The organism is Pseudomonas sp. NPDC089408 (genome assembly GCF_044749445.1).
GTDB lineage: Bacteria > Pseudomonadota > Gammaproteobacteria > Pseudomonadales > Pseudomonadaceae > Aquipseudomonas.
Genome location: NZ_JBIVHY010000011.1, coordinates 20,256 through 40,648 on the forward strand (window position 1 = coordinate 20,256; position 20,393 = coordinate 40,648).

Genomic DNA, 20,393 nt, shown 5'->3' on the forward strand with positions numbered 1-20,393 from the left:
ACCATGGAACAAATACTTACAGATCTGACTGTGCACTAGAAAGGAAGACTAATGCTGATCACCTCCGCAACGCCCCAAGAGCTCGTAGACTGGTTCCACACCAGGCAAGAAGACCAGCGGATCATGTGCGTCATGCTGGCGCCGGAATTGGAAGACCAGCAGAAGCTGAAGGAGTTGACTCTCCGCTTTGCAGCGGCAGACGCTTGGCTCGGCAGCGAAGTAGCTTTCATCTTGCTTGATCCCAACGGAGATTCAGCCGTGGGGCTCAACCGTGGCATGGGGGAGGTAGGGGCGTTTTCAGGCACCGCTTTTCCGCTGCGCGACACCACGGGTTTTCGAGATCTGACAGATGACTGGGCGCACCATAGAGAACATGTGGCGCAGACATCAGCACGTGGGATGGCAAGGTTCGTCCCGGAATTCATGGAGATTTTTGGGGTAAATCCCCAAGACCTGCCTTGCCTATCATTGGTCGTTCAGGGGGTGGACGAATCGATTGTTCTCTGCTTAGGGAAGGACTGGACTGTCGACGACCTAAAAGCGCATCTGCAAACAATCCGCAAGATTGTGGATGGCGCCCCGAATTTCAAAAATGAAATTTCGAGTATGGCAGGCTTGCTACCCCAATCCTTGGAGCGAATCCAAGATCTCGTCAACAGCATCAGTGCAAAGGTAGCTCAGGCATCCAAAATCTTGGATCAAGTGCTTCGTCGGCATAATGGGAACGATGAAGATCGTCAAATGGTGGCGTCGTATGTAGGTCAAGGCTGTCAAGGACGTGAGATTCTTGAAAGCGTCCTCGCGCGGTTCTCGTTCAAGGATTCTGAGAAATTCCTCAGGGACGAACAGATCACGCGCTTGTTGAAGCTGGCGGATGAACTGGATAGCCGGCGAGCACCACTGTTTGAGCTGCAACGGGGTGGGCTTTTTGTCCCATCAGTGGCGGAGCTGGCCCAGCATTGGGTTGAAAGCCGTGACAAGTTGTTCGAAGAACTCCAAAGCCTTCTACCAGCTAAGCAGGTCTCGACTACCCGGATCAACCGCAGCCAGCTGACCCGGCTCAAGTCAGTCCTGGAATTTGTGAACACCTCGGGAGATGTAGGGGGCAAGGCGGTTGCTGCGTATGAATGGATCACCAAGCTGACGGGGAAGGGCGGCTAGCCTGAACACCACGACGGGTGCGCCATGCAGGTATTGGTGATGACACCCGCCCAGAACAGGTCATAGGCTCGGTCAGGATCGACAAAATCTCCAGCCTCAACGCTAAACGCAACATCCAAAGCCATGTTTCCAGTAAACCTCCTGTAATCCATCCATCGCCACTAGAGGGGCATCCAACCACGGTCTAGCCCCCTCGACGACCATCGCCGTGACCGAATCCTCGCACACTATGTGAAGCTCGGCGATCCGTAGTGGTGGCAAAATGCGATCATCTTAATTTTGACTTAGAAGGCTCATTCAACCGTTCATCGGCAAAACCTATATGTTGGGTTAGCCAGATATTGAAAGTACTACATATTGGGCTAGATTGTGCTTGAGAGCCCATATCTGGTGTTTTGCCATGAATGAAGCGCATATCGAGAAAGCAGCGACCGATCTGCTCATGCAGATCTACCGTGATCGCCGGTACCTGTGGCCGGATCAAGATATTCCGCCGATGATGATGCGCAGCCCCCGGATCGCTGCCATGGTTTGTGGCTACGACTATCATGAGCATCCCACCCTGGGAGATACCCAGTTCAACCGACACAACACCGGCACTCGCATCGCAGGCCTGATTGATCGTCAATCGAACAAGATCGCCGTCGCTACTGAGTTTGGTGACAAAGTCCAGCTCTTCACCGGCGCGCATGAGGTCGGCCATCTTGTGCTCCACGAAGACACTGTCATGCACCGCGACCGCGCTTTTGACGGCAGTCCTCTGCAAACACCACGTGCACCTGCAGAGCGACAAGCCGATCGCTTTGCCGCCTGCTTCCTCATGCCTCAGAAGCTGTTGAGGGAACGGTTCGAGTTCATGTTCTGCTGCAAGGGGCAATTGCGCTTCAGCGACGTGATCGCGTATCACCTCGATCCCATCAATCCTGATCGACTGCTTTACGCGTCGAAAGATTCCGGTGAGCGCGAGCTGGCGCTGGCGCGGTGCACCCGGTTCAACAACCAAAACCTGGTGTCATTGGCCCAGCAATTCGGTGTCTCGGATTCGGCCATGGCCATCCGGATCAAAGAGCTGAACTTGGTGCGGTGGCCCTAGGACACCCCGTTGCCCAAGGCTTGGGGTTTCAGATCATCCAGGGCATTCGAATCACGTTCTTGAAACTCCTGGCCGGGTGTAAGCTGAAGGGGGTGTGCTCCTAACTACGTGAAGCGCGGAAGGATTTTACGCATGACTACCATGCCACCTGACCACCAAGCCCGTTATCTTGAAGTGCTCGACGCAGCACAACGCCTTTATAAGGGCGACCCTGAAGCAGCGCAGCGCTGGATGACATGTCCGTGCCGAGCGTTTGGCGGAAAGGCGCCTGCCAGCATGATCACAACCAGAATTGAAACTGACACGGTTATCGATTTTGCCAGACGCTTTGAGCATGGGTTTGGGGCGTGACTCGCCGTGGGTGGCACCTTGAGCTACATCAGATGTCGGGCCAGTTGCCCTTAGGGATGACGCTCATGGCGAGCGCTTTAATAGCCCACGTAGATCCCAGCTAATTGTGCTGTGGCTGCCTAGGCATCGCTCAGCATCTTTTCCAACTGCGCGCGCTCCCAGGTACTCATAAGCTCAATAGGATCGGTGCTGTACGACTGCATCGAATCGAAAACGTAGGCGCGGCCGTCTGGGCTGTAACAGCTGTCACAGTAGTCCAGCGCGTCGCAGTCGTTATAGAACGTGAGCACCCAGCCATCGCTCTCAATGGTCATCAAGCCACAGTAGATCTCAACCCACGACTGCTGGCCAATGCGCCGTATGGTTCGAACCCCTAGGGCAATGTCGCGCAGGATTTGATAGGCCTCCCGGGCTGTAAGTGGTTTTGCTGCCAAACGAAAGGTACCTCTGTGTTTTGGGGCTTTAGGCCTGCTCGTACCTAGCCTGGGTCGACAGCATGGTAAATGAAACTTGACGACTTGGGCGGGTTACGCGGCCATCTTTCGGCGTTGAAAATCGAAACTTCCGCCAGTTCGGCCAAGGCGGTCATGCGTTGAAAATCCAGTTCAACGAATGGGTGACTGCTTTCGTTGGTGATAACGATGCGGGTAGAACCGCGGTCATCGATTGGGCCCTGGACTCCAGCTGCGGTCTTGAAGGGCTCCCCACTAGCGAGCAAACGTCGATTCTGTTGGGCAACCCACTGCATAGGATCGGGATCTAAAAACTAAGGTTTACCTTAGTTTTTGCGGTTTATGTCTCGGCTGGCTAGAAAATCTAAGCAATAGCTTAGTTTTCCGCCGACTCTACCAAGGCGATGTCCCGCAGCGGACGCGATGCCGGTCTGAAAATCACGTATTCTGCTCCCAACCGGTTCGCTGCTTGGAGGGGCACTTTGAGGGCAGATATTCCCAGAGCTCTGACTGAAAAAGAGTTCATCGACATGATGCAAGAATTCAAGTTGGCCGGGCAGTGGATGCAAGAGCAGTTGGCGCTAAATCGTGCGGCTCAGAACGCTGCCGACCCGAAGCAGTCCACCATGAGCTCTTCGGAACGACAGGATGCTGCAGATTAGCGCAACGCAACCGTCGCCAATGGTCGACTAGCCCTGCCAGGCTGGGCCTGGGTGCCCTCTGCTACCAGTTGTAGGCATGTGGGCGTAGGATGGAGGCTCCCCATCAGCCCAACAAGAGCCGCTCCTTATGAAAGAATCCGTGCGGACAGTGAAATGCCAAGATCCAGGTGATGGTTCTGGGGATGTCATCATTGACCTACCCGACGATGTCCTCGAACGCATGGGCCTGCAAATCGGTGATTCCCTGACCCTTGAGTTGATAGGCGGGAGCGTAGTGCTCAAGCCAATTCGTGATGCAGACGCCCAGCCCTAAGACAGCAATCAACCCATTGCAGTCGTTAGATAAGTCCACAAAACAAGGGGCGATTCACAGTGTGGCATCATCAACGGCTACGATTGCATGAGGGAAACGCGTGATTTGGTTTCTGGGTGACGTTCATGGGCGCTTTGATCATGTGATCCAGATGGTAAAGCTTCATCGTCCCGAAGCAGTGGTCTTCCTGGGTGACCTAGAATGCAGTTTGCCCTTGGACATGATCCTGCGCCCGATCCTAGAGCAGGCAGAGATCTGGTTCATTCATGGCAACCATGACAGCGATCGTCCAGCCTACTGGCATAACCTCCATGGCTGCGGCCTCGCTGGTCGCAGCCTGCATGGCAGGGTAGTGGAGATTGCTGGCTATCGTATAGCGGGGCTGGGTGGCACGTTTGAGTCGCAAGCCTGGCTACCAGGCAGCCCTGATACCGGCATCCAAAATTACGGGGACTTTCTCGAACGCCTCGCGCTCAGACCTCAGCACGAAGACATCGTAGCCACGAAGAAGCAGCACGCGCTTTCTGCAATCTACCCGGACGACTACTTCTCTCTTGCGATGGAGAAGGCGGACATTTTGGTTTGTCACGAGGCTCCGAGCTGCCACCCGCACGGCTTTTCAGAGATCGATGAGCTCGCCCAGGGAATGGGTGCAAAAATGGTCGTGCATGGACATCATCATGATTGCCTAGATTACAGGTCAGAATGGACAAAGCTGGGGTTCGAGGCTCATGGCGTGGCGTTCAGATCCATCATGGCCATCTATGGCTCAGTCATCTATTAAGGTTTGTTATGTGCACGCGACGGCAAGCATAGACTGCGCTTATTGTTTTCTTCAATTCACATGCCAACCATAAAAGATTTTCACTATAGCGCCAGTAAACCGGTCGGAGAGATATGCGCTCAGTGAGAATTAAATACACTTAGTTGACTAACTCTTGCTGTTTCTGGGGCTCGCTTTGCAATGCATTGATTCTGAAAGTGGATTGAAGCCCCATCTATTAAATACACTTAGCATACTATTAATAAAATTGATGGCGCATTAGCACTATATTGTTATTACATAGTTTCGTGCCGCGCCTTTAGTTGCAATGGCTATGTATTGACGAACAATGAAAGTCACCTTGACAGGCTTGGCGGACGGCCTACTCTCAACCCCACGACGCCCAATGAGCAAGTCTGCTACATGGCTTCAATGAGTGCATGGAGTAGGTCAGATGAAAAATGATCCCATAGTTGTGGAGATAGACTTCACAGCCATAGATGTTCTGTTCGCCGACGCAGATTCCTCTGCGGCAGAGCAGAAATGCAAACTGATTACTTACCAAGACTCCAAAACAGGCGTCATCCTTGATTATAGCCTTGAACCCAGGAGTCCAGACGATCTGAGCGAAACGAATGAGGATGGGCAGCTCCCCAAATAGCTGCTTTATGAGTCATGTGAGGGCGGCAGTGTAAACAACCACATCGGTACCGTTTTTTTAGACAGAGGCAGCTATGACCACCCTTATCGCTCTGGCAACTGATCACGCCGCAACCATTCTCGCCCTACGAGATGCACAAGTGGACTACTCCGCGCTAAATGAAGTGATAGCGGGCTGTCTGGGTATGAAACCTTTGCTTTATCAATTGAGGAGGAGGGTGTTGCTGAGCCCTGTCATAGTCTCGGAGATGCCGAAGCACTGGTGCTCAACATTAAACTGGGTGCTGAACGGGCAGTGAACATTTATGGCGCCTCAGAACCCTTCCTGACGGCATGCCTAGAGGGTCTTGAGCAAGCGGCCAAGATGATCACACGTGAAGGCAAAATGTCTCAGATGTCTGTCTATCGTGGCTTCAAGGACTTTTATCTCCGGCATGCGCATGACGATGTCCGCCGCCGTTTGATCGAAGGAGGGTGGGAAGAAAGCACCCTCGGCATGTTACATCCTACCGATGACGACGAGCCTTCAGCGTTATGGACTACGTCTGATCACTGGGTACTGGCGTGCCACGGCACATGCAAAGACGGAGACGGAAACACACTCGCCACCACTTGCAGCGTTAGGTACGCAAAAGCTGGTCGGGCTGGCCTTATTTTCGAAGCCTTCGAGTCCAATTTTAGCCTGCTCGAAACCTTATATGTCTCGCTTGAGGTATTCGTGCCGGATATTCAAGTCTTGGCTGAAGATGGGTCGGTTTGTCGCCCCAGGGTGACATTGATTTGTGATAACACAAGCATGAGGATTTTAGGAAGCGCGGTTGGTGACACTGAAGACACCACGGAGTTGGCATTAAAGGCTTTGGAACAATCACTCGGTCAACCAGTGCAAGTGCATAGCACTTCGTATGTACACTGGGGTCAACCTCTACAGTACTTCTTTGACGCGGGCGAGTTAGGTGGGAACGAATCATTCAAGCAATGTTGCGAGCGACTGAACTTGGCGGTGCAGCCATCCCGCGGGCCTAAGGTTGGTGGCTTGGTAGAGCGCTTTTTCGGGTCTCTCAGCACCAATCCTTTCCACCGTAGGCTCAATTTTTACGGGCAGGATGAAAATTGCGTCGTCACGATGGAGGAATTTATGCGATTGCTGACGGCGAAAATTGAACGCTATAACGATTCCGACAGCGAGCGACGCGGCCTTACGCCGGGTCAGCGGTGAGCTCAGTTTTATGACGCCCTTAGTGGCAAAAACTGACACGCCAAGTCTTCTGTTACTTACAACACAATCCGATCTGAACCTTCAGAGCTGCTCCCATTTGAAGCATCAAACAGGAACGGCATGGCTGGACGACACCGAGCGTCCATTGAGGCTAACAGGCCGCAGGCCGAGAGCTGGTCATGCGCCACGCTCCTCAGTTTGCTGCCCATCCGAGCCTAACGCAGGCACCTCACTTCCGGTCTCTACCTGGGTGGCAGTCAACAGCGATGGGGCTACTTCTGACCAGAATGGGACTACGAAGGCGTAGGTGATCTCCGCATTCAGCTTGACCAGCTTGCAAGGACGCTCCGCTCGCTGTTCAGCCGCTTGCAGGCTTCGCTCTATGGCTCGACGAGCCGCGGGACTGATTCTGTATGTGTGGAATTTTAGGAAGACCTGCTCAATGGCCAACTGACGGAAGCCTTCTGGACAGTGCGGGTGCCTGAACAGCGACTCGAAGCAGAACTCAATCAATTGGAGCATCACACCTAGGTTGCAGCGACCCTGCATGAACATTCCGCACACAAAATCTAAGAGCACGGGTACTGCAGTGTGGAACGCGAGGTGTTCTTGAGCTAGGTAGCTACGCAGGCGGTTGATGCCGAAATTCGCAAATGTCTCCCCCTGATTCATCATGATGATGAGATCCACCGCTCGAACCGAAACAAAGCTTCGCCTGGTCATGACAAGTCGCATTACGGCTCGTGAATACTCCTCCTGTGTCAGCCCGTCTGCCCGTAGAGCTTCCCTCAGCAACATTTGAGTGGACGCGCCAACGATACCCAGCATGCCGGCAAGATCGCGTAACCGCGCATCGATCGACAAAAGCCCTGCACCATACTCTTGGCAAGCGAGCAGAGCTGCATGGTCTTCATCGCCCAGGATGTCCTCAAGCATCTGCAACTGCTCGGACGCCTCTAGTGGCCCGTATGCCGGCACCACCTGGCAGAATGCTTCGATAGCCGTCTCGATTGATTCGAGATACTCACGATCCTTGCGCCAGGCGTCCTCAGTAAGCTCCTGCATGGCAAGCTGGCCATCGTGGGAAAAGAGCGTACCGCTCTTTCGATAGTGGGCCGATTTCTCTAACTTTACGTCCAAGAGCTGCTTGGTGGCAGCTGTGACGTACAAACGAGGGAAAAGCTCCAGGACGTCGAGCAACCCGAGAGTTGCAAGTTCCACCAGCATCGACAGGTCAATGAACCATGCCTGATCCTGGGACGTGCCAGTTGGGAAGACATCGTGGGGGTCTAACCCCGTCGAAACCTGGAGAAGCGACCCTTCATCAGGCCAGCCCCTCACCAGTTCAATGACATCCGTGCCCAGGAGACGGGCGAGCAGGGCTAGGGTGGCATGATGCTGACCGTACAGGCTGATGGTATTGAGGGTCTGAGATTTCTTCTGCTCTAGTTGATCGACGAAGAAAGACGCATCGATCTCGCCGTCTTCTCGCGTTGGAATACTCATCGCCAAGACTGTCTTGCTCGGGACAACCGAATTGGACACACGCTCGTAAGAGAGGTCGATCAGGCGTCGATGGAGGGTGATGATCCGCTTCACCGTTAGCGTCTGCTCACCCACCACACTGCCGACGGTTGTGGTATCACCAACTTTCAAACCAAGCAGCTGACCGGCCCGTGGCGAGTCCGCAGCAACGAACTCACCCGCAGTTGCCAGCGGCTGCTCGGAGGAAAAATCGATTGAGACATATCCAGTTTTGCCAGCGCTGTCTTCAAGTTCGACAGCGGTACCTTCCTCAACTGTGGAGGGAAGGGCATGAACGGCCTCAATCTCTTTCGATGCGAGGAACATGAGAGAAATGTGGCCGGCTGCGGCTTCAACGTCCTCCCCACTCAATCGCATCGCACGGTAGATACGGTCAAGACCACGCTCCTGCAGACCTCTGCTGAGCTCTGCGTTGGCCAGCTTCAAGTGTTCTTGAGCGGAGCCGGTTAGCTGTGCAGGTAATCTGGCCAGAGCTTCATCCATTCTGCCAGGGCTCTCGTTCGCCAGAACCTGAATGAGCAGTAGCCAACCGGCGACCTCACCAGGGCTTTCAGCGACGAGCAACTCAGCCATTTCGTGCATTCTTGGCCAGTCACAGGCCTCGCCGTAAACACTCAATGCCACCTGGCGTGCATCTGCTGAGTGTCGCCATTCCCCTGGAAGCGATTCCAAAAGGTCTCGAACCTTCGCTCTCTGACCACTGAGCGCGTAGCAGTGCAGCAAATCAACGTGCATGGGACTGAACGAGTCTCTTGGAAGGAGGCGTTCAAACATCGCGATGGCGTCACGGTAACGTCGCACATGAAGCATCCATTGGGATGCCATGGATAGATCCAGAAGGTCATTGCTATGCGGCGCGAGCCCAACGATGCGATCCTCGTATGCCTGACGCATCGCCTCGTTACCCGCATACGCCCGGGCAGCAAACACGCCATCACAGATGCTGCTGTTTTGCGGGGTGATACCCAGATGGGCGAGCTCACCACGTACAGCCTCGTGCTGGTCTTGGCGTAGGAGCAACTCCCAGTGCATATGCCGCAGCATGCGGGTCGCTTTGCGAGAGTCATCCGAATCAGGCTGACTGATCTGAGCACTGTAAGCTGCGGCTAGCATCTCCGGATTGTTGGCGATCAGGCAGGCTTGCCCGAAGATCACCCGCGCTTCATTCGGGAGCTGTTGGATTTGATCAGCGCAGCAGGCAACAGCATCACTGTGACGCTGGAGATCGCAGAGCGCCTCTAACTCCACCCTGACCGTTAATTCATCCTCGGGAACGCCACGCTGTCTGCCAGCTTCAATCATGCTCAGCGCATCAGCTGGCTCCCCCAGTAACAAATGCGCATAAGCCAGGTGGAAGACGATTACGGATTTTGTCCTGGGGCTCTGCTCAGCCCATAACACACCCTCGCGGTCATCGAACTTCGACATGGCGTCGAGGATCAGCGCACGCCTATCTTGGGGCTGCGATCGCGTGTTCACGTGGAAGGGGTTGGCAGTGGCCAATCGAAGGACAAACCGGAGATAGTTTTCGAGTATGAAAATGGAACTGTCTGACTGCTCCATTGCTGTCCGGATGGCATCCACAGCGGCTTCATCATCTCCGGCTCCAGCCATTGAACTGGCGAGCAACTGCCAAGCTCCCGACTTGTCACGGAATGCCTCAGGTATCTCCTCGGTCGTCAGCTGCTCTCTGTTCAAAAGCCTTGCATTGGTCAGCGCAACCCAGACCGAGTATGAGTCAGGGAAACGCGCGATGGCCTCCTGTCCAACCTGGATCGCAGTCTGCACGTCATCCTTGAGCATCGACGCCCGGACAAGGCCGGCTGTGATACGCTCATCATCCTGGTAAAGGCTGGCAGCCATTTCCAGGTCTGCCGCGGCTTTCACGTCCTCCGCCAAATGCAAGAAGCACATCCCTCGCAGGAAATACCAGCGGGCCTGTTGGTGCGCATCGTAAGTAGGGAGACCGTCTTCGAGAACCTCCAACTGCGCCAGCGCATCTCGGTACCGATGATCGTTGTGGAATTGACTGACACGATCAAGCTGGCGAGAGGCGAGGGTGTTATCTGAGGCCGGGCTCACCGGCGGAAGTTTATCCGCGAGGAGGGTACTTATGGCAGGGCGGCTGCTTGAGAACAGGGGCTCCAAGTACTCCGCTAGCGGGGCAAGCTGTGTGCGACGCTCTTGGCTGACAACTACGGTGCCCAAGCTCAGGTCTTTGATGGCGTCACGCATAAGCCGCGACCTTTGAAAATCTTGAGCTAGCCCTTCCAAGTGCAAATGGATTGAGGTCAGGTCGATTTCTGCGCCACTACCATTCAGCTCAGCACAAACGCCGACCAACTTCGCCCACACAGCGCCACTGTCCTTATGCGGCAACGCGTACTGGATCAGTTGCTTCTGCAATCCAACGTCTTGGCTACGATCCGAATCCAGGTCGTGAGGGAAGAACTTCAGGTGAAGCGCAAACTGTAGCAAGTCGTCGTTTGCGACAGGCGCTTCATTGTAGTGCTCAGCTGCGGCTTTAATGGCCGCGTACGCAGCCCTGTTTCGATCATTGCTCCCTTCAGCATGAACGCGGGTGTACCAGGTAGCGTGTGACAGCGAGCCAAGCGCAAGCCTCACAACCTCCACAGCGCTCTCCATGTGCGATGAGCTGGCTACGTGATAAACGATCAGGTTGTCGTCGACCCCGCGCTTGAAAGTCGGCCTTTTGAAGTCGAGCCAGGCAAGCCCCACGGATTCTCTGAATGCTTCGTTGCTGGCAGTCGCCCTGGGCGATCGCTTCATCTGCATCCTGATGGTTGCTTTCTGGCCGGTGCCGGGAGATACAGCCTGGATCACCAGATCGTCGGTGTTATGGCCGAACGTCCTGCCTTGGAACAGCAAGCCCTCCATGAAAAAGCCCTCGCGCAACCCTGCACAGTGATCGCCAAGGCACATGGCGAGTAGGCGCACCGCCTGGACACGATGTTCGAACGCAACGCCTCGCGCGCCCGTAGAAATAGGGCTTGCGACCTGTTTCTGCCGGCTATTCGATTTAGAAGCGGGAGCTTTTGCTGCCTTTGTCCTTGGAGGCCGTGCCATACCTGGTTCGCGCAAATGAGATGCTGGCCATCTTATCATCTGGTGATTAGGTGGAGTGGACTGGCATCGAGATCCGGAATGCCCCTGGGCTTCGCCCGGCGCCGGCGAGGTGAGGTGAAAGCTCGCTATCGAGGCCAGCTAGGATGAGCTTTGGTAGCTGTATATGTATACAGCTATCTTGCGCCCCCCGAGTTTTGCTGACCTTTTTAGCATCCAAGGGTAGGGCGCCAATAACCCTAAGCGACCACACATCCGTTCAATGAAGAGGACTGGGAGCCCTATATTCCGGGCACTAGGAGCTTAATGACCTTTGGCTTGATGCCTCGCAGAGGAGGCAGGTTGTCGGTTTTTCGGGCTTTAGCATTATACTGTATATACATACAGCATATCGGGCCTCGGGTATTGATACCCACATCAAAGGCAAGCTTTGGTAGGTAGCCGTAGTTTTTTACGTCGTGTACGGTAACCATTCTTTCGATCACGCTACGCTGTAGCCAGGTCATTTTTGGGAGACCAGTGGATGAGAAGGAATGGACGCCGACGCCGGGCAAGACTTGCCATCGCACGGATGATTGCAAGGGTTGAGCGACTGGAGAAACTGGGCCAAGCAGCGAAGCAAAGTCTGCGGCAACGCCTTTGGGAGAGCCTGACCGTCTTCCTCCGTGGGGTTAGCCGGAGCCAGGCCCGCCAGTGATCTGAGGTTGCAAGATCAGTCTTGAGTGTCTATTTCAACCATCCTCCTTAACGATCCGCCTTGCCGCGCAGCGGTGATGTATCCCTGCGCGTTTTAGACTCGTTGGAGAGATTGAGTGACCTGAGCAACCAAAGCAAACGGAGTGCGCAGGCGTGAGGATGGAAGCCCGCCAGGGGCAAGACACACGCTCAGCGGGCGGCTTGATTCACGACAGCCGTGCTCCTAGAGCCACGCTCATACAAGCTCTTTCTGTGCAAGGTAAGCCAAGAGGAGGAGGGAAGCGATGGTGCAATCACTCGCTCACCTAATCGTAAAGGCACGCATCGACCGACGCACTTGGGTGAACGTTAACTGCTCGATTTTCAGGGCGGTTTCTGTGGCCGTATTTGTAATTGGGCTTTTGACACTTATCGTGTGACATATCTGCATCCCTAATCCGTCAGCCCAGAAAAAATATTAATTTTGATCGACTCAATAATCAGTAGTGAGTTACTGACGTTATCACACCAGTCCATGATTCGAGCCGCACGCAAGATCCTTTCTTGATCGCCACCCGAAATGTGGATAAATGGAGTCCAACTGGGATTTGGCTGCACACCCATGGCTACCGCGTCCAGCCTGGCCCGAGAATAATTACCTGTCCAGCTCGCCGGCGGAGCAAGACAAAACGCGTAAAACTCATGCGCATCAAGCGAGGTTAGCGAATAAAAGCTCTTGCATTTTATGTAAATTGACCACAGTAGTAGCTTCTCAAACGCCACCAGCTTTAACCGATCGGCACTGCATGAACGATAAATTCGAAGGATCTCAAGCGACTCCATCGCAATCTTGAAAAAACGTCTTGGAAAGCAGCTCTTAATATAGGCCTGTCCTTGGGACTTGGACAAAACGAGTACTTCCCTACGTCTCATCCCGAATAATGGAGGAGGGCACTCCTGAATGTGATAGCCGGCGTCTAGATCCGCAGGGGCTTGGTGCTGAACGTCCTCACGGGCCATAGAAAGCTGCTTACGCTTCCAGCCCAATCGGTACTGGCGCGAGTTTTCGCTCTTCGAGTTAGGAATGGAGGCTGGCGGATCGAGCTGGCTTCGATGAAAACCTACAGCTCGATCAAGCAACCTGCTTGGAGAACACTTCAAGCCAGGCATTTTGGGAAGCCTATACATTAGCTTGTCTAGCAAGGCTTGGGTAAGTATTGGGTCGATTTCGCCCGGAGATGGGATGGCAGTTATGCCCAGGCTCCGCCTGTATCTAATAATCGCATCTACGAGGGCTTGAGGTACGGGGATGTTATAGTCCCGTAGATGACCTCGCATGATAAAGCGCGGATTTCTGGTGGCGATTGATGAAAAACAGGCCATCGAAAAGTGGCTGCGCTCTGCGCGCCATTCTTTGAAACTCAGGCGAAGGTGATAGCAGACCGAAAACACAAACAGACTACGCTCAGAAACCTTAGTGCATGGTGTCAGGTTGGCGAGATATTGGAGATAGTCCACGGCCTGAGAATCGTCAAGATCACTGAAAGGCGCTCTTGGTGGTTTGTACAGATCTGAGGTCGACAGCCTGGGTTGCATACCCAATTCCGGGCTCAAGAATTTGAAAAACCGGTTAATCACGTACCCCAGTTCAGGCTCTGTAATCGACTGTCCAAATGGTTTCCAGTCCCCGGCATGGCACTCGGCGCCTCCGTTGGTAACAAATCGAGCTTTACGAGCACCAATCCAAGGCTCTGGCGGCGTTGCACAGAAGGCGCTGAAGTCCCTGATATCTGATGCCATAAACTCATCCAATGGCTTCCTCGCAATACAAATCGCCCAAAGCACAAACTTTTCGAGGAACCCCACGATGCGAGATTTGCTTCTTAGGCCGGACGGAAGGCTCTGGGCGTAGCGGCAAAAATGATCATAGGTTTCGACTGCGGCGATGTTTGCCGGGAACGACGCCAGGTAGCCATAAATCAGGGCAGATTGGTATGCGGTGCGCCCATCGGCTTCGATACTGTCGTTGACAGAGTCTTTAGTACGGCATGCTGTTTCACCGCGGTGTGTGAGAATTGATCTCGGGGTCACCTTGACGTCCTTCATGGGGCCGATTAGGTCGATGCTTCGGCACAATGTAGCCAAGTCTCTAGCTTTAGCAATTCTGCAAGACAAACGAATGGCGCAACGCACCATTTTTCCGTTTTGGTTCCAACAGCGATGACCATGCCTGCGCAAAGCGGCTCCGAGAAACTAATAGATTTCAGTTGCTTAAGTGCGCCGGAGATGGAGGTCGAAACATTTTTCCGTTTTGGCTCCGGCAGGCCAGTAGGCAAAAAAACGAGCTCACGCCGCTGGGGCATTCCGTTTTGGGTTCAACAGTGGCCAGCTGCAGTTCTTGTTTTACCTGAGCTTTGGCGGGCAATGCATTGGGAAGGTGTTGTTTCCGGTGAAGCGACAGAGTTCCGTTTTGGTTTCAACGTCCACACAGGGCGCTGGGTGTAAAGTCTGGTTTTCAGGGGGCTGGTGACACAAGTGACCGTGCACGGCTAATACGTCATTTAACATAATATGCATTATGCGTGAGTCTGTATATGGTCACTAGTCCATGAGTCAGCCACTTGGGGACCAGGACAAGCACTCCAGTCGACCCTTGCCGCATCGGTCACTCTTTCTGAACACCATTCCCAATGCTCAACAGGAATTGCCTAAGCCCATGCCGGCCCCAGCTCTGGGTACCGCAAGCACTCTGCATTCTGGCTCGCCAAGCGTTTTCTGCCTACGCTTCGTGCAATGTAATTCCCGATGCGCGGGCCTGGACGACGTTACTTTGCTGCAATCCACGGTTAAGTCTCAGCATTCCTACCTTGACGCTGGCGTGACTGCACGTCCTGAAACCCGTGGCAACGCTGCGCAACACGGATATCGGTTTCTGGTCGGCTACGTGATCTCACTACGTGCAGCGCCACTACGCCATTGACGGCCACGCTAAACAGCGTTTTATGTGCGCCAGGCTCACAAGCGACAACGTCAAGTTCAGGACTCTTTAAACCCGGCGCCACGCGTTACCGCAGTGGTTTGCACACAGTCACGGTTTACCAGTGTCGACCCTTGGTACAGCTCACAGAGAGCACGGATTTCGAACGCGCCAGCAATTTGAACGTCGCGGAAAGACGTGCCAGCTTTGCTCTGCAACTTAGAATCCACGTTTAAATACAGACATTAAGGGCTGCGTATCAGGGCAATTGTTTAATCGCTGTAGTTGTATTCACTTAATAGTTTCCACGTGTAGAATCCCCTGCTTTAGTGTATGTATTGAGTGCGATAAATTATAACTACGCTAAATACTCATTTAGTGTAGTTATTGCTGCACAGTTAGCGAAAATTTCTGGGAAACATGAGATTATGCCCTTCTCTGAAGCCACTCTCACTCGGGACAGGAATCATGCGCAGGTCGATGCTGTTGCTCGCAATCACGGCAATTGCTGGTTGTCAGACGCCCATGCCAACTCCCAATCCCCAGATGGCCTGGGTCGATCTCTCGGTGCCCTTCCCCAATGACAGGGTATTGATGGCCGAACGCCTGGATAGAGAGCGTTTGCGCGACGGGCGCTTTTTTCAGGTCAGCCCAGGTAGCCATGTGTTGCTGGTCCGCTTCGATTATGAAGTGGGCGGTGGCGGCGGCATGAGCTTGATGGGCGGCACCACTGTTCGCGAATGCTACCTGACCCTTTCATACGCGTATTTCAACGCGGGAGAACGTTACTTGCTGGAGGCTCGCTCGATGGCGCTGACACCGGAGGCACGCTTGTACGATGCCAAACGCAATGTGGTGGCAGAGGACAGCGAATTCTATTGCCTGTGATCATCGCTGCCGGCATGCCAGCGCTGAGCGTGAGCGAAACAGCGTCATTAATGCTGGAGTCCAAGGCCCCTGCCCTGATACCTGGAATAAGATGTCGGCTTACCTCCCCTTGGCGTCAAGGAACACACTTTTGAACGGCCCACAACCCACACATGTTGCAGATGTCTTGCTGGAGGCCAGGCAGCTGAGCCGTATCGATCCGTCGAGCCAGATCGCTCTGCTGATGCCCACCGACTTTGCCTTGCGTGCAGGCGAGCGCGTAGCGCTGGTTGGCGCTTCGGGCTCGGGCAAGAGTGTCTTGCTGCGCACGCTGGCACTGCTGGATGCACCCAGCGCGGGTGACGTCCTGTGGCTGGGCCAGCCCGTCAAAGCTGCACAAGTTCCACATTTTCGCACGCGGGCCTGCCACCTGGCGCAACGCGCCGCACTGGTCGACGGCAGTGTCATGCGCAACCTGCAGCTGCCCTTTACACTCCGCCACAACCGCCAGTTCAGCTTCGACCTGGGCACGGCTACGCGCTTGCTGGATATGGCCGGCAAGCCCCGCGAGTTTCTCGACAAGGCGGGTGCCGACCTGTCCGGTGGCGAAGCACAGGTGGTTGCCCTGGTGCGGGCGCTGCTGTTGGCGCCGCAAGTGATGTTGTTCGACGAACCGACCTCGGCGCTCGACCCGCATTCAGTCGCTGCCGCGGAAGCGCTGGTGATGCACTGGTTCGCAGCCGCACCTGCCGAGCGTGCCTGCGTCTGGATCACCCACGATCATCAACAGGCCCAACGCATCAGCACGCGAACACTGACCATGCACCAAGGCACTTTGCTGGATGAACGCTGCCCATGAACTACCACAACCTTGACTACGGCGACGTGGCCATTGCTGCCGCCCTTATCCTGATCAACGGCCTGCTCTCGCTGCTGCTGAAGCTGCAGCTGGAGCGCCAGTTGCTGTGGGCGTCGCTGCGTACCATTGCTCAGCTGCTGGCGATCGGTTACATCCTCGGTTGGGTGTTCCAGCATGCCCAGTGGTTCATCGTGTTGCCGTTGATGGTGGTAATGACCTTGATAGCCGGTTTCTCCGCCGCCGGACGGGGCACGCAGCGCCACCGTGGGCTGTTGGCCGACACTGTGCTGTCTGTCGGTTTGAGTGCCTGGCTGGTCACTGCCATCGGCCTGTTGCTGGTGCTGCGCGTGCGCCCCTGGTACGAGCCGCAGTACGCCATTCCGATCCTCGGCATGATTCTTGGTAACACCCTGACCGCCGTCGCCTTGGGTATCGAGCGCATGACCCGCGAACTGACTAGCCAGCGCCCGGTGGTGGACATGGTCCTGTCTTTGGGTGGTACCCGCTGGGAAGCGGCCCGCGCCGCCGCCAGCCAGTCGTTGCGTGCCGGGATGATGCCGACGCTGAACCAGATGTCGGTGGTCGGCATTGTCAGCTTGCCGGGCATGATGACCGGGCAGATTCTGGCCGGTCAGCAGCCCGAAGATGCCGTGCTCTATCAGATTGTCATCATGTTCCTGATCGCCGCCGCTTCGGCGCTGGGTACGGTCTGCGCCGTGCTGATGACCTTCAACCGGCTGTTTTCGCCCGCACACCAGTTCATGGCGCACAAGCTGGTCAGGCGGGGCTGAGGCTGGCCAGCTGCGTCCGGCATAAGGTCTACCATGATTAACATTAATCCAGATGTGGGAGCGGCCTTGTGCCGCGAAGCGCCGCGCGGGCGGCGCTTGATCTCACCAGCACTCCAAGTCTCAAGGCAAACCCTAGTCGGCCCCTTACCGCTTGACTGACTGGGATTACACCATAGAGAGCCTTATCATCAGGCCAACCCACCAAAGCGCCTGTAGAAGCTCTCGTTCACATCAGGCAAAGGCCCATCTGCCGTCTCGAGCGCTGCGTTAAGCCATTCTTCCGCCTTGGCGTAGACCAGGCGATACAGGTTGCGGCACAGTTGGCGGGCGGCGCGGCCTTCCCAGTCGCCGGGCAGCAGTTCGTCCGGCAGTTGCGGGTCGCGCAGCAGCAGCCTGCGGTACTCGTGGATAAGCAGTGTGCGCGCCAGGAAGCAATCTTGGGCCTCCAGCGCATCCTGCTCTTTAAGGCTTTGCCATAACGGCCGGAACAGCTGGATGAACTCGCTGTATTGCTGGCCCAGTTCGTCGATACGCCAGCTCTCCCGTACCTGGGCGCGCATGGCCTTGGAGGCCAGTACTTCCTGAGTATGGGTTTCAAAGACGATGCTGTCGTCGCTGGCTTCCAGTTCCCGCAAGGTAGCCGCCAGGTCGCCTCGGTCGGCGCGTGGGCAGCCGAGCAGGTTAGGTGCCATCGCCCCGAAGCCTTGCCATTCCAGTTCTTCGCGCACGGTCTTGCGCTTGCCGGCGTCGAGTTGCGACATCAGCACCAGGGTCCAGGCGCCGTCCCAGGCCGGCTGGCTTGGGCTATAGACGCGCTTGAAGGCTTTTTCGAAGCGCCGACGCCCTGTGCCGGTCAGGCTGTAATAACTGCGTCGACCAACCTTTTCGGCGGTCAGCCAGCCTTCCTTGGTAAGGCGGAAGATCGACGTGCGGATCAGGCGCTCATTGATGCCGATCGGCTCCAGCAGGTTGATCAGGCTACCCAGCCAGACGGTCCCGCCGTGCGGTTCGATGGCATCGCCATACAAGGTGATGATCAGTGAGCTGGCGCGGATTGGCGTCTGCTCCTGAAAGCGGGTGATCAAAGTGTTCAGTGGGGCAAGATTGCTCATGGGCGAACTGTGCGCGGTTAAAGCCCCGACTATACCTGCGCGGCGGGCCGCCTGGCCATTGCGTGTGGCTACAAGGCTCATGCGCTGGCCTGGGCTTTGGGGCGGACCCCGGTGTCTTCCATGCGCGGGCGCCCCGGCTCGGCTGCAGTCAGCGGCGGGCATTCGACCATGCTGTTCATGCAGCGCTGCGCCAGGTGCTGGTACTCGGCGGTGCCGCGCTGCTTCCAGGCCAGCTCCTGATCGGTCAACGGCCGTTTGACCTGCGCAGGCGCACCCATCACCAGGCTTTGCGCCACACACTCGAAGCCTGCCTTGACCAAGGCCGTGGCCGCGACAATGCAACGTGGCGCAACGTGGGCGCCATCCATCACCACTGCATTCATGCCGATCAAGGCGTCTTCGCCCACCCGGCAACCGTGCAGCACCGCGCCATGGCCAACGTGCCCGTTGCGTTCCACCACCGTGTCGCCCCCCGGGAAACCATGCATCACGCAGGTGTCCTGCAGGTTGGCGCCCTCCTCCAGCACAATGCGGCCGAAATCGCCCCGCAGCGAAGCCAGCGGGCCAATGTAGCAATGCGCGCCGACGATAACGTCGCCGATCAGTATTGCGCTGGGGTGCACATAGGCTGTCGGGTGAACCACCGGCGTCAGGCCGTCCAGTCGATAGCAAGGCATGGCAAAGCTCCTGAAATGATTCGAAACGTGACCAGATCTTGTATCGTTCTGTATTTGAGCGTCAATTGATTAAATCGTGTATCACTTCTGTCGCCTAGACCCGCGATCCGTAAATTCAAGTGATCCTCTGCGAAATCGAATAGAAAAATCGTTTTTCTAGCGCCAAAGTCGTATTTTTGAAAGCTTTATGACTTTCACGAAGAGATACACGAAATAATTTGGCATCTTGCTTTAATGTATCGCGTTATGCATATACTGGCTTCACCTGGACGTGATCCCGCATCTCGCCCCTGCAAACAATTCCAAGAAATGCCGGCCCCACGATGTGCCGTGCGTGCAGCCAGAGGAACCCGATATGCCGCGATATCTCGCTGTGCAGGCGCCCGAACACGGCGTACAGCTCATAACCCTGCAACGGCCCGAGGCGTTGAATGCCCTGTGCACCGAGCTTTTGGCAGAACTGGCTGCGGCATTGGGCGCTGCCGATCAAGACCAGCAGGTTGGCGCGGTGGTGATCACCGGCAGTCGCAAGGCATTCGCCGCAGGAGCCGACATCCGCGAAATGGCCGAGCGCGACTTGGTCGGCATTCTCAATGACCCGCGCGTAGCCCACTGGCAACGCATCGCTGCCTTTGCCAAGCCGCTGGTTGCCGCCGTCAACGGTTATGCGTTGGGTGGTGGTTGCGAGCTGGTGTTGTGTGCCGACATCGTCATTGCCGGCAGCGACGCCCGTTTCGGCCAGCCAGAAATCAACCTCGGCATCATTCCCGGTGCCGGCGGTACCCAGCGCCTGTTGCGCGCGGTCGGCAAGCCGCTGGCCATGCAGATGGTCCTGACCGGCGAAGCGATCAACGCCCGCCATGCCCAGCAAGCCGGCCTGGTCAGTGAAGTCACCCAGCCCGAATTGACCGTGGAGCGCGCCCTTCAGGTGGCCCGCAGCATCGCCGCCAAGGCGCCGCTGGCCGTACGCCTGGCCAAAGAGGCGCTGCTCAAGGCCGGTGATACCGACCTGGCCAGCGGCCTGCGCTTCGAGCGCCATGCCTTCACGTTGCTGGCCGGCACTGCCGACCGCGACGAAGGCATCCAGGCCTTTCAGGAAAAACGCCAGGCCCGCTTTCTGGGCCGCTGATCA

Annotated in this window: 17 protein-coding genes; 12 read left to right on the forward strand and 5 right to left on the reverse strand. The window is 55.8% G+C overall.

Annotated elements, in window-relative coordinates; genetic code table 11:
• Window positions 1-51 precede the first annotated feature (51 nt).
• The 3 genes from ACIP02_RS17885 (at window position 52) to ACIP02_RS17895 (ending at window position 2,605) form a co-directional block, all read left to right on the forward strand.
• On the forward strand, window positions 52-1,161 hold the full coding sequence (locus ACIP02_RS17885) for a hypothetical protein (protein WP_400618578.1): 1,110 nt from the start codon (window positions 52-54) through the stop codon (window positions 1,159-1,161).
• 400 nt (window positions 1,162-1,561) lie between these two features.
• On the forward strand, window positions 1,562-2,254 hold the full coding sequence (locus tag ACIP02_RS17890; protein WP_400618581.1) for an ImmA/IrrE family metallo-endopeptidase: 693 nt from the start codon (window positions 1,562-1,564) through the stop codon (window positions 2,252-2,254).
• A gap of 132 nt (window positions 2,255-2,386) precedes the next feature.
• The gene (locus ACIP02_RS17895) at window positions 2,387-2,605 is read left to right on the forward strand and encodes an MbcA/ParS/Xre antitoxin family protein (protein ID WP_279912918.1); all 219 of its coding nucleotides are present in this window, start codon (window positions 2,387-2,389) and stop codon (window positions 2,603-2,605) included.
• Between the two features lie 119 nt (window positions 2,606-2,724).
• Here ACIP02_RS17895 and ACIP02_RS17900 read toward each other — a convergent pair whose 3' ends face one another.
• Entirely contained in the window at window positions 2,725-3,039 is a 315-nt protein-coding gene (locus ACIP02_RS17900) for a hypothetical protein (protein ID WP_400618585.1), read from the reverse strand.
• Window positions 3,040-3,846: 807 nt separating this feature from the next.
• Between ACIP02_RS17900 and ACIP02_RS17905 the strand changes: the two genes are divergently transcribed.
• From ACIP02_RS17905 to ACIP02_RS17920, 4 genes are all read left to right on the forward strand, one after another.
• Window positions 3,847-4,032, forward strand: a complete 186-nt coding sequence (locus ACIP02_RS17905; protein ID WP_234465016.1) for an AbrB/MazE/SpoVT family DNA-binding domain-containing protein — start codon at window positions 3,847-3,849, stop codon at window positions 4,030-4,032.
• 100 nt (window positions 4,033-4,132) lie between these two features.
• Window positions 4,133-4,816, forward strand: coding sequence for a metallophosphoesterase (locus tag ACIP02_RS17910; protein ID WP_400618589.1), 684 nt, complete (start codon window positions 4,133-4,135; stop codon window positions 4,814-4,816).
• Window positions 4,817-5,249: 433 nt separating this feature from the next.
• Window positions 5,250-5,456, forward strand: coding sequence for a hypothetical protein (locus ACIP02_RS17915; RefSeq protein ID WP_400618592.1), 207 nt, complete (start codon window positions 5,250-5,252; stop codon window positions 5,454-5,456).
• A gap of 261 nt (window positions 5,457-5,717) precedes the next feature.
• On the forward strand, window positions 5,718-6,674 hold the full coding sequence (locus tag ACIP02_RS17920) for a hypothetical protein (RefSeq protein ID WP_400618594.1): 957 nt from the start codon (window positions 5,718-5,720) through the stop codon (window positions 6,672-6,674).
• A gap of 177 nt (window positions 6,675-6,851) precedes the next feature.
• Here ACIP02_RS17920 and ACIP02_RS17925 read toward each other — a convergent pair whose 3' ends face one another.
• Both ACIP02_RS17925 and ACIP02_RS17930 read right to left on the reverse strand, forming a co-directional pair.
• Window positions 6,852-11,117, reverse strand: coding sequence for a tetratricopeptide repeat protein (locus tag ACIP02_RS17925; RefSeq protein ID WP_400618596.1), 4,266 nt, complete (start codon window positions 11,115-11,117; stop codon window positions 6,852-6,854).
• 1,314 nt (window positions 11,118-12,431) lie between these two features.
• Window positions 12,432-14,084, reverse strand: coding sequence for a hypothetical protein (locus ACIP02_RS17930; protein ID WP_400618598.1), 1,653 nt, complete (start codon window positions 14,082-14,084; stop codon window positions 12,432-12,434).
• 114 nt (window positions 14,085-14,198) lie between these two features.
• Here ACIP02_RS17930 and ACIP02_RS17935 point away from each other — a divergent pair, with 114 nt between their 5' ends.
• From ACIP02_RS17935 to ACIP02_RS17950, 4 genes are all read left to right on the forward strand, one after another.
• Complete coding sequence (locus ACIP02_RS17935) at window positions 14,199-14,483, forward strand: hypothetical protein (RefSeq protein WP_400618601.1); 285 nt, start codon at window positions 14,199-14,201, stop codon at window positions 14,481-14,483.
• A gap of 940 nt (window positions 14,484-15,423) precedes the next feature.
• Complete coding sequence (locus ACIP02_RS17940) at window positions 15,424-15,843, forward strand: hypothetical protein (protein WP_400618604.1); 420 nt, start codon at window positions 15,424-15,426, stop codon at window positions 15,841-15,843.
• Window positions 15,844-15,973: 130 nt separating this feature from the next.
• The gene (locus tag ACIP02_RS17945; protein ID WP_400618607.1) at window positions 15,974-16,681 is read left to right on the forward strand and encodes an ATP-binding cassette domain-containing protein; all 708 of its coding nucleotides are present in this window, start codon (window positions 15,974-15,976) and stop codon (window positions 16,679-16,681) included.
• Entirely contained in the window at window positions 16,678-17,472 is a 795-nt protein-coding gene (locus tag ACIP02_RS17950) for an ABC transporter permease (RefSeq protein ID WP_400618610.1), read from the forward strand. Before ACIP02_RS17945 ends, ACIP02_RS17950 begins: the two co-directional genes overlap by 4 nt.
• Window positions 17,473-17,660: 188 nt before the next feature.
• Here ACIP02_RS17950 and paaX read toward each other — a convergent pair whose 3' ends face one another.
• Complete coding sequence (paaX, locus tag ACIP02_RS17955) at window positions 17,661-18,584, reverse strand: phenylacetic acid degradation operon negative regulatory protein PaaX (RefSeq protein WP_400618613.1); 924 nt, start codon at window positions 18,582-18,584, stop codon at window positions 17,661-17,663.
• A gap of 77 nt (window positions 18,585-18,661) precedes the next feature.
• Entirely contained in the window at window positions 18,662-19,261 is a 600-nt protein-coding gene (paaY, locus tag ACIP02_RS17960) for a phenylacetic acid degradation protein PaaY (protein WP_400618616.1), read from the reverse strand.
• A 355-nt stretch (window positions 19,262-19,616) separates the two neighbouring features.
• On the opposite strand from paaY, the gene paaF reads away from it, so the two are divergent.
• The gene (gene paaF, locus ACIP02_RS17965; protein WP_400618619.1) at window positions 19,617-20,390 is read left to right on the forward strand and encodes a 2,3-dehydroadipyl-CoA hydratase PaaF; all 774 of its coding nucleotides are present in this window, start codon (window positions 19,617-19,619) and stop codon (window positions 20,388-20,390) included.
• The last annotated feature ends 3 nt before the right edge of the window (window positions 20,391-20,393 follow it).